This is a genomic window from Methylobacterium sp. 190mf (assembly GCF_900107945.1).
Taxonomy (GTDB): Bacteria; Pseudomonadota; Alphaproteobacteria; order Rhizobiales; family Beijerinckiaceae; genus Methylobacterium.
Genome location: NZ_FNVI01000008.1, coordinates 182,515 through 195,561, shown reverse-complemented (window position 1 = coordinate 195,561; position 13,047 = coordinate 182,515). Strand labels below are relative to the sequence as shown.

The 13,047-nt window shown below is 73.5% G+C and carries 10 protein-coding genes; 8 read left to right on the top strand and 2 right to left on the bottom strand.

The genetic code is table 11. From position 1 onward, the window contains the following. Positions 1–77: 77 nt before the first annotated feature. Entirely contained in the window at positions 78–1,253 is a 1,176-nt protein-coding gene (gene chrA, locus C4T42_RS11930; protein ID WP_020094873.1) for a chromate efflux transporter, read from the bottom strand. 792 nt (positions 1,254–2,045) lie between these two features. Here chrA and C4T42_RS11920 point away from each other — a divergent pair. The 8 genes from C4T42_RS11920 to C4T42_RS11885 all read left to right on the top strand — a co-directional run bounded on the left by C4T42_RS11920 (position 2,046) and on the right by C4T42_RS11885 (position 11,705). Next, a complete protein-coding gene (locus C4T42_RS11920) occupies positions 2,046–2,495 on the top strand; it encodes a hypothetical protein (protein ID WP_020094872.1) in 450 nt (149 codons plus the stop codon). 86 nt (positions 2,496–2,581) lie between these two features. Further along, positions 2,582–4,309, top strand: coding sequence for an efflux RND transporter periplasmic adaptor subunit (locus C4T42_RS11915; RefSeq protein WP_103985130.1), 1,728 nt, complete (start codon positions 2,582–2,584; stop codon positions 4,307–4,309). 11 nt (positions 4,310–4,320) lie between these two features. Next, positions 4,321–7,470 (top strand): efflux RND transporter permease subunit, encoded by a 3,150-nt coding sequence (locus C4T42_RS11910; protein ID WP_103985129.1) that lies wholly within the window; start codon positions 4,321–4,323, stop codon positions 7,468–7,470. A 60-nt stretch (positions 7,471–7,530) separates the two neighbouring features. Further along, a complete protein-coding gene (locus tag C4T42_RS11905; RefSeq protein WP_020094869.1) occupies positions 7,531–7,896 on the top strand; it encodes a hypothetical protein in 366 nt (121 codons plus the stop codon). Positions 7,897–7,918: 22 nt separating this feature from the next. Continuing rightward, positions 7,919–8,311 carry a DUF305 domain-containing protein gene (locus C4T42_RS11900; protein ID WP_020094868.1) on the top strand — a complete coding sequence of 131 codons (393 nt, stop codon included), beginning with the start codon at positions 7,919–7,921 and terminating at the stop codon, positions 8,309–8,311. A gap of 237 nt (positions 8,312–8,548) precedes the next feature. After that, positions 8,549–9,106, top strand: a complete 558-nt coding sequence (locus tag C4T42_RS11895) for a MarR family transcriptional regulator (RefSeq protein ID WP_026605207.1) — start codon at positions 8,549–8,551, stop codon at positions 9,104–9,106. Positions 9,107–9,162: 56 nt separating this feature from the next. Continuing rightward, a complete protein-coding gene (locus C4T42_RS11890; RefSeq protein WP_083916192.1) occupies positions 9,163–9,882 on the top strand; it encodes a DUF4166 domain-containing protein in 720 nt (239 codons plus the stop codon). Further along, complete coding sequence (locus tag C4T42_RS11885) at positions 9,879–11,705, top strand: SDR family oxidoreductase (protein ID WP_020094865.1); 1,827 nt, start codon at positions 9,879–9,881, stop codon at positions 11,703–11,705. The genes C4T42_RS11890 and C4T42_RS11885 overlap by 4 nt, the downstream gene beginning before the upstream one ends. Here the strand turns inward: C4T42_RS11885 and C4T42_RS11880 are convergent. Further along, positions 11,690–12,922, bottom strand: coding sequence for a DUF3095 domain-containing protein (locus C4T42_RS11880; RefSeq protein WP_020094864.1), 1,233 nt, complete (start codon positions 12,920–12,922; stop codon positions 11,690–11,692). The genes C4T42_RS11885 and C4T42_RS11880 overlap by 16 nt on opposite strands. Positions 12,923–13,047: the final 125 nt, after the last annotated feature.

The window sequence follows — 13,047 nt, the reverse complement described above, 5'->3', positions numbered from 1 at the left end:
CGGTCGGGTCCAGGTCGGTCGGGTCCAAGTCGGTCGGGTTCAGGTCGGCCGGGTCGATCGGGTCAGGGCGGCTCCGGTCAGAGCGAGGCGAGGGCGACACCGCCCAGGGCCGTGAGCGCGACGACGATCCACGGCGCCACCCGACCGACCGTCAGCAGCACGAACGCCAGCACGGCCACGGCGAAATCGCGCGGGTTGCCGACCGCGCTGCTCCAGACGGGATCGTAGAGCGCGGAACCGAGGATTCCGACCACCGCCGCGTTGGTCCCGCGCATCGCAGCCTGGGCCAGCGGACGCGTCCGGAACGCGTCCCAGTAGGGCAGCGTGCCGTAGACCAGGAGCACGCCCGGCAGGAAGATCGCGACCAACGCGATGGCCGCGCCGACCACGCCGTGAGGCGACGGCCCCGCGACCGCGCCGAGGTAGGCCGCGAACGTGAACAGCGGGCCGGGCACGGCCTGGGCGGCGCCGTACCCGGCGAGGAAGGTGCCGGGGCCGACCCAGCCCGGCGCGACCACCTCGGCCTGCAGCAGCGGCAGCACCACGTGGCCGCCGCCGAACACCAGGGAGCCGGAGCGGTAGAAGGCGTCGAACAGCGCCAGGCCCTGGGATGGCAGGCCGGCGACGAGCAGATGGGGCACGACGAGGAGCAGGGCGAAGGCGACCAGCGCCGCGGCGCCGGCCCGCCGGGACACTGGGACCGCGAGGTGCCCCGCCTGCGCCTGCGGTGCCGCCCGGCAGAGGACGAGCCCGGCGAGGGCACCGAGGGCGATGGCGCCGAGCTGCCCGACCGAGCCCGCGACGAACACCGTGAGGAACAGGGCCGCGACCGCGATGCCGGCGCGCGGCCGGTCCGGTGCCAGGGAGCGGGCCATTCCCCAGACCGCCTGCGCGACGACCGCCACGGCGACGAGCTTGAGACCGTGGATCACGCCGTCGGCGACCGGACCCGACAGGGCCGCGGCGCCGTAGGCGAAGGCCAGGAGCAGCAGGGCCGAGGGCAGCGTGAACCCCGCCCAGGCGGCGAGCCCGCCCAGGAGGCCGCCGCCGCGGAGCACGCCGAGCGAGAACCCGACCTGGCTGGAGGCGGGCCCGGGCAGGAACTGACACAGCGCCACCAGGTCGGCATAGCCGCGCTCGTCCAGCCATCGGCGCCGGGTGACCAGCTCGTCGCGGAAGTAGCCCAGGTGCGCGATGGGGCCGCCGAACGCGGTCAATCCGAGCTTGAGGAAGGCGCGGAAGACCTCTCCCACGGAACCGGGCGCGCGTGCGGACGCGGACTCGGGCCGCCCGGGCTCAGCGGACGATGAGGCGTCGGTCATGGGCGGCCTGGGTCCGGGCGTGTCGCGAAGGGGCGGGCGTGGCTGGCGTCCAACGACCGGCACCGGGCACCTCGGGGTCGAGCAGCGTCCGGATGCCGTCCGGGAAGAACACCGCCGAGCCTAATACCAAGCTTACCACCCGGCCTACCAGCAGGCGCACCAGGATGACCCAACCGGTTTCCGCGGTTCGCAGGCGGCCGTGCCGGGAGCGCGTCCGTCACGTCCTCGCGAACAGGCGGAGCGGGCCAGGGGCGTTCGCGGGACTGATCCGCTCCGCTCGAGGCCGGCGAGGCCGGGCGTGGGACGACCGGCGCAGGATACCATCCCGGCCGGGCGGGATGGCACCGGACGAGTCTCGGTCTTCGATGGGCGCGAAGCTGGGCAAACCTCGGGCCTTGACCTTCCAACGGTGGGAACCCCCATCTCGTCCGGACGCCGTCGGAAGGAGAGCCGCATGGTCCGATTCGAGGTCGGGAAGACGGGGCGCGGCGGCTGCGCCGGGTCCGTGACCCGCGCCGTGCAAGCCGTCGCGCCCGGCGCCCGGATCGAGGTCGACATAGAGGTCGACCTGGCGACGAAGCGCGCCACCGCGGCCTTCTTGCCCGCCGAGCCCCTGCTCGCGGCGGCCCGAGGTGGCGCCGCAGCGACCGGAATCTCACGTCGGCGTCCACGTCCCGGCCGCGGACATGGTCCCGCCGCCAGAACCGGTGTAATCCCGTACCCATGAGCCCGGACCGGCAGATCCTGCGCCTGATGGCGGCGATGATCCTCGCGATCATCGCCTACGTCGCGCCGTCCGCCGCCCAGGCCCACGAGGGCCATGCCCACCACGGCCACCGCGCGGCCGCGGCGCAGCCGAGGGCGGTCGCCCCGGTCGCCGCGTCCGTACCGGTGACGCCCGCCGCCCGGTCGGCGGCGCCGGCATGGTCCAAGGTCGCCCGCGCCACCGTCGCGGCGGCGCGCGTCGAGCCGACCGAGGACGGGTGCTGTCGTCCGGGCCGCGAGACCCGCTGTTGCGGGACGATGGCCTGCTGCGCCACCGGCGTCCTCGGGGGGCCCCCTGGCCTGTCGCCGGACCTGTTCGGCGCCGTCACGCTGGTCCCGGGCGACGTCGCCGGCCGCACCGGCCGCGGCCCCGAGGCCCTGCCCGAGCCCCCACGAACCCGCGCGTGAGATGAGGCGCGCCCGAGGCGCGCGACGCCCGAGGTGCGCCCGCCCGTGGCCGCGCCCGGCATCCCCATCGCGAGGATACCGTTTCCATGTCGACCCGTCTTGCCGCCGCCCTCGGCGCGGTGGCGCTGCTCGCCGCCGTCCCGGCGGGGCCCGCCCGCGCCCACGAGGGCCACGATCACGGCGCCGCCCCGCCCCCCGTCTCGAAGACCATCGCCCCGCGCGGCGAGGCCTTCTCCGACGCCTTCGAGCTGGTCGCCATCCCGCGCGACGGCGCCTTGACCCTGTTCCTCGACCGCTTCCGGACGAACGAGCCGGTGACCGGCGCGATGATCGAGGTCGAGACCCCCGAGGGCCCGAGGACCGCCAGCGCCACGCCCGGGGGCGGCTACACGTTGCCGGCTCCGTGGCTGTCGAGGGCCGGCCGGCACGACCTCGTCGCGACGGTCACCGCCGGCGATGCGGTCGACGTGCTGCCGGTCACGGTGACCGTGCCGGCCGATGCCGGCGCCGCAATTCCCGCCGAGCCGGCCGCGGCACGGGCGGCGCTCGCGCGCGTCTCGGAGGTCGCCCGCGGCGTCCGCCAGCGCCTCGGCGCCGGGGACCCGATCCTGGTCGGCGCGGTCGCCTTCCTGCTCGGCGTCCTCGTCACCGCCCTCGCGCGGGGCCGCCGCGGCGTCCCGACGGCGGCGCTGATCGCCGTCGGCATCACCCTCGTTCTGGGTACCGCCGCCTTCGCGCACGGCGACGACGACCGCGAAGCCCCCGTGCGGGGGGCCGCGCTGACCGGGACGCGCCCGGCCGCGCCGTCCGCGTCGGACCTCGCGCAGCGCCTGCCCGACGGATCCGTCTTCGTTCCGAAGCCCACCCAGCGCCTGCTCGCCCTGCGCACGACGGTGACCGAGCGGGGCAGCTTCCACCGCTCGGTCGAGCTGCCCGGCCGCATCATCCCGGACCCGAACGCCAGCGGCGTCGTGCAGTCCTCGGTCGGCGGTCGCCTGTCGCCTCCGCCCTCGGGACTGTTCCCGCGCCTCGGCACGCGGGTGCGCAAGGGCGAGATCCTGGCCACGGTCACACCGCCGATCCAGGCGGTCGACGTCTCCGACATGCGCCAGACGCAAGGGGATCTCGACCAGCAGATCTCCATCGTCGAGCGCCGGGTCGACCGCTACAGGCGGCTCGCCCTGACCGGCGCCGTGGCCCAGACCCAGCTCGACGACGCCCTGGCCGAGCTCAAGGGCCTGCAGGACCGACGGACGGCCCTCGACAGGATCAGGCGTGAGCCGGAACCGCTCGTCGCGCCGGTCGACGGCGTCGTCGCGCAGGCCGCGGCGGTGGCCGGTCAGATGGCCACACCCGGGCAGATGGTGTTCCAGGTCGTCGATCCGAGCCGCCTCTGGGTCGAGGCTCTGAGCTTCGACGCCCTCGCGGCGGCGCAGGACGCCACGGCACGGCTCGCCGACGGCCGGACCCTCAAGCTCGCCTACCAGGGTTCGGGCCTCGCCGACCGCAACCAGGCCATCCCGGTGCAGTTCGCCGTCCAGGGCGACGCCTCGGGCCTGCGGGTCGGGCAGTTCGTCACCGTGCTCGCCGGGACCGACACCGAGCAGGCCGGGCTGGCGCTGCCGCGCGCGGCGGTCGTGCGCGCGGGGAACGGGCAGGACGTCGTCTACGAGCACACCACCGCCGAGCGCTTCGAGGCGCGGCCGGTCCGCGTCGAGCCCCTCGACGGCGGCCGGGTGCTGGTGGCGGAGGGGGTCGGGCCCGGCAAGCGGGTCGTGACGCAGGGCGCCGAACTCCTCGACCAGGTCCGCTGAGGAATCCGCCGATGTTCACCGTCCTCGTCGGACAATCGGTCCGCAACCGCCTGCTCGTCCTCGCGCTCGCCGCGGTGCTCGTGCTCTACGGCGCCTTCACCGCCACCAAGCTGCCCGTCGACGTCTTCCCCGACCTCAACAAGCCCACCGTCACCATCATGACGGAGGCCGAGGGCTACGCGCCCCAGGAGGTCGAGCAGCTCGTCACCTACCCCATCGAGACCCGGATGAACGGTCTGCCGGGCGTTACCCGGGTGCGCTCGGTCTCCGGCGTGGGATTGTCCATCACCTACGTCGAGTTCGACTGGGGCACGGACATCTACCGGAACCGGCAGCAGGTCGCGGAGCGCCTCGCCCTGGTGCAGGACCAACTGCCCCGGAGCGTGACCCCGGTCATGGGCCCGATCTCCTCGATCATGGGCCAGATCCTGCTGGTGGCGGTCACGGGCGACACCGCGACCCCCATGCAGGTGCGCGAGGTCGCCGACTTCACGATCCGGCCGCGGCTGCTGACCATCCCGGGCGTCGCGCAGGTCATCCCCATCGGCGGCGAGGTGCGCCAGTTCCGGGTCAGCCCGAACCCGGCCGCCATGCGCGCGCTCGCCGTCACGAACGCGCAGCTCGAGGCGGCGCTCGCCCGGTTCGGCACCAACGCCGGCGGCGGCTTCACCGACCAGAACGCGCGCGAGTACCTGATCCGGAACATCGGCCGGACCATGAGCCTCGACGACCTGCGCAGCCTGGTGGTCGCGACGGTCAACGACGCGCCCGTCCACCTGAGGCAGGTCGCCGAGGTCTCCTTCGCCGCGAAGGTCAAGCGCGGCGACGCCGGCTACATGGCGAGGCCCGCGGTCATCGTCTCGGTCGAGAAGCAGCCGGACGTCGACACGGTGCGGCTCACCCGCAGCATCGAGACCGCCCTGAAGGAGATGGGCCCGACCCTGCCGTCCGGCATCAGGGCCGACCGAGTCCTGTTCCGCCAAGCCGACTTCATCGAGACCTCGATCCGCAACGTCGCGCGCGTCCTCGTCGAGGCCGTGCTGGTGGTGGCGGTGGTGCTGTTGGCCTTCCTGCTGAACGTGCGGACGACGGCCATCTCGCTGCTGGCCATCCCGGTCTCGGTGCTGACGACCGCGGCGGTGTTCCACCTGTTCGGGCTGTCCATCAACACGATGACGCTCGGGGGGCTGGCCATCGCCATCGGCGAGCTCGTCGACGACGCGGTGGTGGACGTGGAGAACATCTACCGACGGCTCGGCGACAACCGGCGGGCGGGCAACCCGAGAGGCGTGCTCCAGGTGGTGGTGGAGGCCTCGAACGAGGTTCGCTCGGGCATCGTCTACGCGACGCTCATCATCATCCTGGTGTTCGTGCCGCTCTTCGCCCTTTCGGGCATCGAGGGTCGCCTCTTCGCCCCGCTGGGCGAGGCCTACATCATCTCCATCCTGGCGAGCCTGCTCACCTCCATCACCCTGACCCCGGTGCTGGCGTCCCTGCTGCTGCCCGGCCTGAAGACGCTGGAGGAGCACGACAGCCGACTCCTGAAGCGGCTCAAACGCGGCAACGCCGCCCTGCTGCGGGTCGCGTTCCGGCACCAGGGCCTGCTCGTCGGCACGGTCGCGGTCGCGGTGGTCGCCGCCGGCGTCGCGGCCTGGACCCTGCCGCGGGCCTTCCTGCCGCCGTTCAACGAGGGCTCGTTCACGGTCAACATGACCTTCAACCCGGGCATCTCGCTCGCCGAGAGCAACCGGGTCGGGCTGATCGCCGAGAAGCTGCTGCTCGACATCCCGGGCGTGAGGACGGTGGGCCGCCGGACCGGGCGGGCCGAACTCGACGAGCACGCCGAGGGCGTCCATGCCTCCGAGATCGAGGTGGCCCTCGACGCGGGTGCCGAGCGCCCGAAGGAGGCGCTGGTCGCCGATATCCGCGGGCGCCTCGCGGCCCTGCCGGTCGCCGTCAACGTCGCCCAGCCGATCTCGCACCGGCTCGACCACATGCTCTCGGGCGTGCGCGCCGAGATCGCGCTCAAGGTGTACGGGGAGGATCTCGACGCCCTGCGGCGGGTCGCGAATGCCCTGCGCGACCGGATGGCGGCGATCCCCGGCCTCGCCGACCTGCAGGTGGAGCGCCAGGTCCGCATCCCGCAGCTCGAGGTCCGCGTCGACTACACGCGGGCGGCCCTCTACGGGGTGCAGCCCGCGGCCGTGGTCGAGCAGATCAGCCGCCTCTCGAACGGGCGCGTGGTCTCGACGGTGGTCGACGGCGTGCGCCGCTTCGACGTGGTGCTGCGCCTGTCCGAGGACCGCCGGACCACCGCGGGCCTGGGCGACCTCCTTCTGGAGACGCCCTCGGGCTGGGTGCCGGCGCGCCAGGTGGCCGACATCCGCGAGACGGACGGGCCGAACCAGATCCTGCGCGAGAACGCCCGGCGCCGCATCGTGGTGCAGGCCAACACCGACGGCGGGCGCGACATGGCCACCGTCGTGGCGGCCATCCGCGAGGCGGTGGCGAAGGAGCCGCTGCCACCGGGCTTCTTCACCAGCCTGGAGGGGACCTTCCAGGCGCAGGAGGAGGCCAGCCGGACCATCGCGGTGCTCTCCGCGGTGTCCTTGGCGCTCGTCTTCGCCATCCTGTTCAGCCGCTACAGGTCGGCGGCGCTCGCCCTGATCATCATGGGCAACGTGCCCCTGGCGCTGATCGGCTCGGTGGTCGCCCTGTGGCTGGCCGGGCAGCCGCTGTCGGTGGCGTCGATGATCGGCTTCATCACGCTGACCGGCATCACGGCGCGCAACGGCATCCTGAAGATCAGCCACTACCTGAACCTGTCGCTGCACGAGGGCGTGCCGTTCGGGCCCGACCTCGTGGTGCGCGGCAGCCTGGAGCGGCTCACCCCGGTGCTGATGACGGCGCTCGCCGCCGGCGTCGCGCTGGTGCCGCTGCTCTACGACCCGGCGAGCCCGGGCAAGGAGATCCTGCACCCGGTGGCGGTGACGATCTTCGGCGGCCTCGTCAGCGCGACGCTGCTCGACACCGTCCTGACCCCCGTCCTGTTCCTGCGCTTCGGCCGCGCGCCCCTGGAGCGGCTGCGCGCCCTCCACGCCGACACGCCGGCCCACCCATCCCCGGACGGCGCGCGCCCGCGCCCGGCCGAGGCCTACTGACCCGCACAACCCGACTGACCCGCACAACCCGACTGACCCGCACAACCCAGGAGAACCGGGATGATCCTACCGAGACTGGCCCTGATCGCCGCCCTCCTCGCCGCGTCCGCCGTCTGCGCCCACGAGACCGCCGGCCAGCACGGTGGCCGTGTGACGGATGCCGGCAGGTTCCACGTCGAGCTCGTCGCCAAGGGCGAGGCCGTCGACGTGTTCCTGTCCGACGAGGGCCAGAAGCCGGTCCCGGCCGCCGGTTTCAAGGGCACCGCCATCCTCGTCGTCGGCGGCAAGCCGACCCGCGTGCCGCTCGAGCCCGCCGACGGCAACCGCATGACCGGCAAGGCCGCGACCGCGCTCGGCGCGAGCCCCAAGGGCGCGGTGCAGCTCACCGGCCCGGACGGCGCGACCGCCAGCGGCAAGTTCAACTGACCCCACCGGGAGAGAACGATCCATGACGCACCTCCGCACCCTTCTCGCCGCCGCCCTGCTGTCGACCGGGCTGGCCGGGGCGGCCCTGGCGCAGGGCATGCACGACCACGGCTCCATGTCCGGCAAGGACATGGGCTCGATGAAGCCGAACCCGAAGGACGACGCCTCGACCAAGGCGTTCAAGGCCGCTGACACGGCGATGATGAAGGACATGGACGTCCCCTATACCGGCGATGCCGACGTCGACTTCCGCAGGCACATGATCCCGCACCACAGGGGCGCGGTCGCCATGGCCAAGGTCGCGCTGACGCACGCCAAGGATCCGGCCACCAAGGCGATGGCGCAGAAGATCATCGACGATCAGGAGAAGGAGATCTCCGACATGGAGGCGTGGCTGAAGCGGCACGGCCAGTAGCCGCCCGCGCCGGGACTGGAGACCGGGGCGGTTCCGGCCCGCCCCGATGGAGGTGCCTCACGCGGCGCCGGAGCGGGGCGAGGCGCCCCCGCGCCTGACGCGGGCGCCGTTCCCGGTCAGGCGCGGGACGGGATGCCCGGTCCCGCCCTGGCGGCGCGACCGGGACCCGGCCGAGCGTCGACAGCCCGCGATCCCGGCCGCTTGACAGCGTGTTCGTTCTGGTCTGTTATTTCTGTCATGACAGAAATAACAGACATACCGAGTCCCCTGCCGGCCGCGGTCGAGCGCTTCGTGCTGCACTGGGGCGATCTGGGCGGCCAGTGGGGCGTCAACCGCTCGGTCGCGCAGATCCACGCGCTCCTCTACCTCTCCGAGCGCCCTCTCGCCGCCGAGGACATCGCCGGCATGCTCGGCATCGCGCGGTCGAACGTCTCGAATTCCCTGCGCGAGCTGCTCGGCTGGAACCTGATCCGCCGCGTGCCCGTGATGGGCGAGCGCCGCGACCACTTCGCCGCCGAGACCGACCTCTGGGAGATGGTCACGCGCATCGCCGCCGGCCGCAAGGAGCGCGAGATCGATCCCGCCATCGCGGCCTTGCGCGCCTGCGTCGCCGAAGCGGACGCGGACCCGGCGCTCGGGGCGGTCGCCAAGCGGCGCCTGCGCGCGATGCTCGACTTCACCGAGTCGATGGAGCGCTGGTACGGCCAGATGCTCAACGTGCCCCGGGGCACGCTGGCCAAGCTCATCCGGCTGGGCGGCCGGATCGTGAAGTTCCTGCCGGCCAAGGCTGAGTGACGATCCGAGGGTCGTCTTCAGGGAGCCGAACCGATCGAGGGGCCCAGGTGACCGCGATGGGACATGTCCGTCGAGCCGATGCGGGGCCGTCCCGCGCGTTCTCCCCCGCCCGGTCGCTCACCGAGCCGGGCGACCTTCTGGACCTGCGCTTCCGGGCCCTGATCCCGGAACGCGCATGGGCGAGCCTGTCGCCGGCCGTGCGCCGCCGCTTCGGGAAGCGGCTCGCGCAGGGAGCGAGCGCGGTCTATGTCGGCCACGTCGTCGCGATGGATGTCAGCCGCTTCGGCTGGCTCGTCGCGCAGGCGACGCGGCTGGTCGGCGGCCCGCTGCCTCTGGAACGCCAGACCGGCCGCGCCGGCGTCGTCACCGTCACCGAGGACCCGGATGGCGGCGGTCAGGTCTGGACGCGGCTGTACGCCCGCGCCTCCGGCTTCCCGCAGGTGATCCACTCGGCCAAGCGCTTCGCCGGTCCCACCGGCCTGGAGGAGCATGTCGGCGCCGGCGTCGGCATGAGCCTCACGGTGGCGGTCGAGGACGGGGCGCTGACGTTTCGCAGCCACCGCTACTTCGTCGCCTGCCTGGGGCGCCGCCTGCACCTGCCGGGCTGGCTCACCCCCGGCGCGCTCACCGTCACCCACGCCGATGCCGGCGGTGACGCGACGCCGGGCGCCTTCCGCTTCATCCTCGACATCGCCCACCCCTGGTTCGGGCGGCTGATCCACCAGGAAGCGGTCTTCCAGGACGCCGAGCCGGCGGGGCAGGGAGAGGCGGCGTGAGCACGATCCTGGTCTTCGGCGGGTACGGCGGCTTCGGGGCTCGCCTGTCGCGGCGGCTCGCGGAGGCCGGTCACGACGTGGTCGTCGCCGGCCGCCGCCTGGCGCGGGCCGAGGCGTTCTGCGCGGCCAATCCTCCGTGCCGTCCCCTTCAGGCCGACCGCAACGGTGCCGTCGCGCCGCTGCTGGAACGCGTCCGTCCCGACCTCGTGATCGATGCGGCCGGCCCCTTCCAGGGCAGCGGCTACGCTCTGCCCCGGGCCTGTATCGCCGCGGCGATCCCGTACCTCGATCTCGCGGACGGCCGGGCGTTCGTGACCGGCATCGGCCAGCTCGACGCCGCCGCACGCGCGGCCGGCGTCGCGATCCTCTCCGGTGCATCGAGCGTCCCCGCCCTGTCCGGTGCCGTCGCCCGGCACTTGGCGCAGGGGATGGAGGCGGTCACCGCCGTGGAGATCGCGATCAGCGCCTCGAACCGCGCGACCGCCGGGACGTCGGTCGCCGCGGCCATCCTGAGCTACGTGGGCCGGCCGATCCGGCTCTGGCGCGGACAGCGCTGGTCGGCGGCTGTTGGCTGGCAGGCGTTGCGGCGCGAGCGCTTCGCCCTGTCCGACGGCGCGTCCCTCGGCCGCCGCTGGCTGGCCCTGGCGGACGTCCCGGACCTCGACCTCCTGCCCGATCGGCTTCCCGGCCGGCCGGCGGTCAGCTTCAGGGCCGGGACCGAACTCGCGGTGCAGACGATCGGCCTCTGGTGCGCGAGCTGGCCGGTGCGCTGGGGCTGGATCCCCTCCCTGCAGGGGCTCGCGCGCGGGCTTCTCCTGGCGCAGCGGCTGACCGCGCGCTGGGGCTCGGATCGGTCCGGCATGGTCGTCCGGATGTTCGGCACCGCCGCAGGGCGCCGCGTCGAACGGCGCTGGACCCTCCTGGCGGCCGACGGTCATGGCCCGGAGATCCCGGTGCTGCCGGCGGCGATCCTGGCCGAGCGGATCCTGGACGGTGCGATCGCGCCCGGGGCGCGCGACGCCGGGACCGCGCTCGACCTGTCCGATTTCGAGCCGAGCTTCGCGCGCCTGTCGATCCGCCACGACGTGCGGGAGTCGGGACAGGCCGATGCGCTCTACGCGCGCGTCCTGGGTCCGCGCTTCGCCGAACTCGCGCCGCGCGTCGCGGCCCTGCACGGCGTGCTGCGCGAGGCGGGGGCGCACGGCCGCGCCGTCGTGCGACGGGGCCGCCACCCTGTCGCGCGCGGCCTCGCGGCGCTCCTCGGATTGCCGGTCGCGGGCGCGCACGATCTCCACGTCGGCTTCAGCGAGACGCGCGGGGTGGAGCGCTGGACGCGCGCGTTCTCCGGTCGCCGGTTCACGAGCGCGTTCTCCGAAGAGCGCGGCTGCGTCGTGGAGCGGTTCGGCCCGCTCCGCTTCAGGTTCGACCTCGCGCCCGAGGGCGGCGGCCTGCGCATGGTGCTGCGCGGCTGGTCCGTTGCGCGGCTGCCCCTGCCGCTGGCGCTCGCACCCCGTACCGCCGCCCGCGAGTGGGAGGAGGCGGGGTTGTTCCGCTTCGACGTCTCGATCGTCCTGCCACGCGTGGGGCTGGTGGTGCATTACCGCGGCTGGCTCGACACGGACGATCGCGCGGGCCGTCGATCCGGCTTCGTCCCGGGCGCAGAGCCGGCCGCGCCGCCTCGGAGCGGACATCCGGCACAGGGCCCATCCCGGCCACCCGGCGGGGATCCCGGGCCGGTAACGGCCCTGCCGATCCCGTCATCGCGCGCCCACGCCCCGTCCCGCAGCGGGCACGGTCCCGAGCCGCGTCACGGGCGGGTCTGAGCCGAGGCACCGCCATCGGCCGCGCGACCCTTCAGATTCGCGGCCGCCGCGGCATAGCCGCCACCGGCACCGTCGATGAAATGCATGTGCCCGCTGCCGGGGACCGGAGGGCTGATGCAGGTCAACTGCGCAGCCGATTGGCGCTGCAGGCCGAAATGGCAGATCCCCTGCGCCTCCGCGCCGGCGAGCTCCGCCTCGAGTCGATCGGCGAAGGCGCGGGTGCAATCCAGCGTCATCCGCAGCGCGTCATCGTACTTGCGGAAATCTGTGTTGCCCACGATCTCGCGCCGCAGAACGGCGGGATCGAACGCGCCGACCCGCGCGCCTGTGCGGTAGATCAGGTATTCCGGTATCGATCGCGCCGCGAGGCGGAACTTGGCCCAGAAGCGGCTCCTGCGAGAGCCCGGCATCGCGCGCAGTTCGAGGTCCAGTCCCGCCCACGGTCCGCGCATCTCCGGTCCCGCGTCCTGCATCGGGCGCGCGACCTCGGCGCTGATCTCGAGCCTCTGCAGGAGCTCCTGCACGAGTTGCCGGAAGGCCGGCGCGTCGCCGCTGTGCTGGGGCACGAGCATGAGCGAGAGCATCAGCTCGTGCCGGGGACGGATCTCCTGCCAGCGGCAGGAGAGGCCGGTCAGGTCGGGCTGGGTGCCGGCCTCGGCCGGTGCGATAGCGTGGTCGCCGGCCTTCATGGCCGCCTCTGCCCAGGGCAGCCCACCTCCGCTGAACATGGCATAGGAAACGTGGGCGCTGGGCGCGTAGCGCGCCACGCGCACGTCGAGCGCGCGATCGCGCACGGCCGAGACCGGCACGAGAGCGGTGCGCAGCTCCAGTTGCAGCGCCTCGCGGACCCAGCTGGCCGTCGCCGCCAGCGCGTCTCTCGCGGCGTCCGCGTTGTCCGGGGCGACGGCGAAACTGGCCCCGTCGCCGCCGAAGACGAAGGGGAATTCGCGCCGGCCGAGTGCGTTGGAGACCGCCGTGATGATGGCTGCGCCGGCCGCATTCACCGCCTTGTAGCGGCCAAGCCCGATCTGCTGCCGAGAACCGACGACATCGGCCACGCCGAGCCACCAATCCGCGGGCAGGGGCCGGTAGAGGCCTGGATCCATGAGGCTGGAGAAGGCGGTGAACCGGGGCAGGCTGTCGTAGAAATCCGGGGCCGCGCGGCGTGTCGCCGGTTCGCGTTCCTGACCTGCACCCATCGATGTCCCCACCGCCATCGCCCTGCTCCTCGGCGCAGCGCCAGGGCGCCGTGACGCGCCCGGATCGCGTCACCGATACCATCCTCGGTGAGACAACCCTCACCACGCCCACGTGCCGCCCTCAAGCGAGGGCGGCACGTGAG

Excerpts from the sequence above, each read along its gene's own strand:
- C4T42_RS11920 (WP_020094872.1), top strand. The coding sequence starts at position 2,046 with ATGAGCCCGGACCGGCAGATCCTGCGCCTGATGGCGGCGATGATCCTC.
- C4T42_RS11910 (WP_103985129.1), top strand. The coding sequence starts at position 4,321 with ATGTTCACCGTCCTCGTCGGACAATCGGTCCGCAACCGCCTGCTCGTC.
- C4T42_RS11890 (WP_083916192.1), top strand. The coding sequence starts at position 9,163 with ATGGGACATGTCCGTCGAGCCGATGCGGGGCCGTCCCGCGCGTTCTCC.
- C4T42_RS11895 (WP_026605207.1), top strand. The coding sequence starts at position 8,549 with ATGACAGAAATAACAGACATACCGAGTCCCCTGCCGGCCGCGGTCGAG.
- C4T42_RS11900 (WP_020094868.1), top strand. The coding sequence starts at position 7,919 with ATGACGCACCTCCGCACCCTTCTCGCCGCCGCCCTGCTGTCGACCGGG.
- C4T42_RS11905 (WP_020094869.1), top strand. The coding sequence starts at position 7,531 with ATGATCCTACCGAGACTGGCCCTGATCGCCGCCCTCCTCGCCGCGTCC.
- C4T42_RS11880 (WP_020094864.1), bottom strand. The coding sequence starts at position 12,922 with ATGGCGGTGGGGACATCGATGGGTGCAGGTCAGGAACGCGAACCGGCG.
- C4T42_RS11915 (WP_103985130.1), top strand. The coding sequence starts at position 2,582 with ATGTCGACCCGTCTTGCCGCCGCCCTCGGCGCGGTGGCGCTGCTCGCC.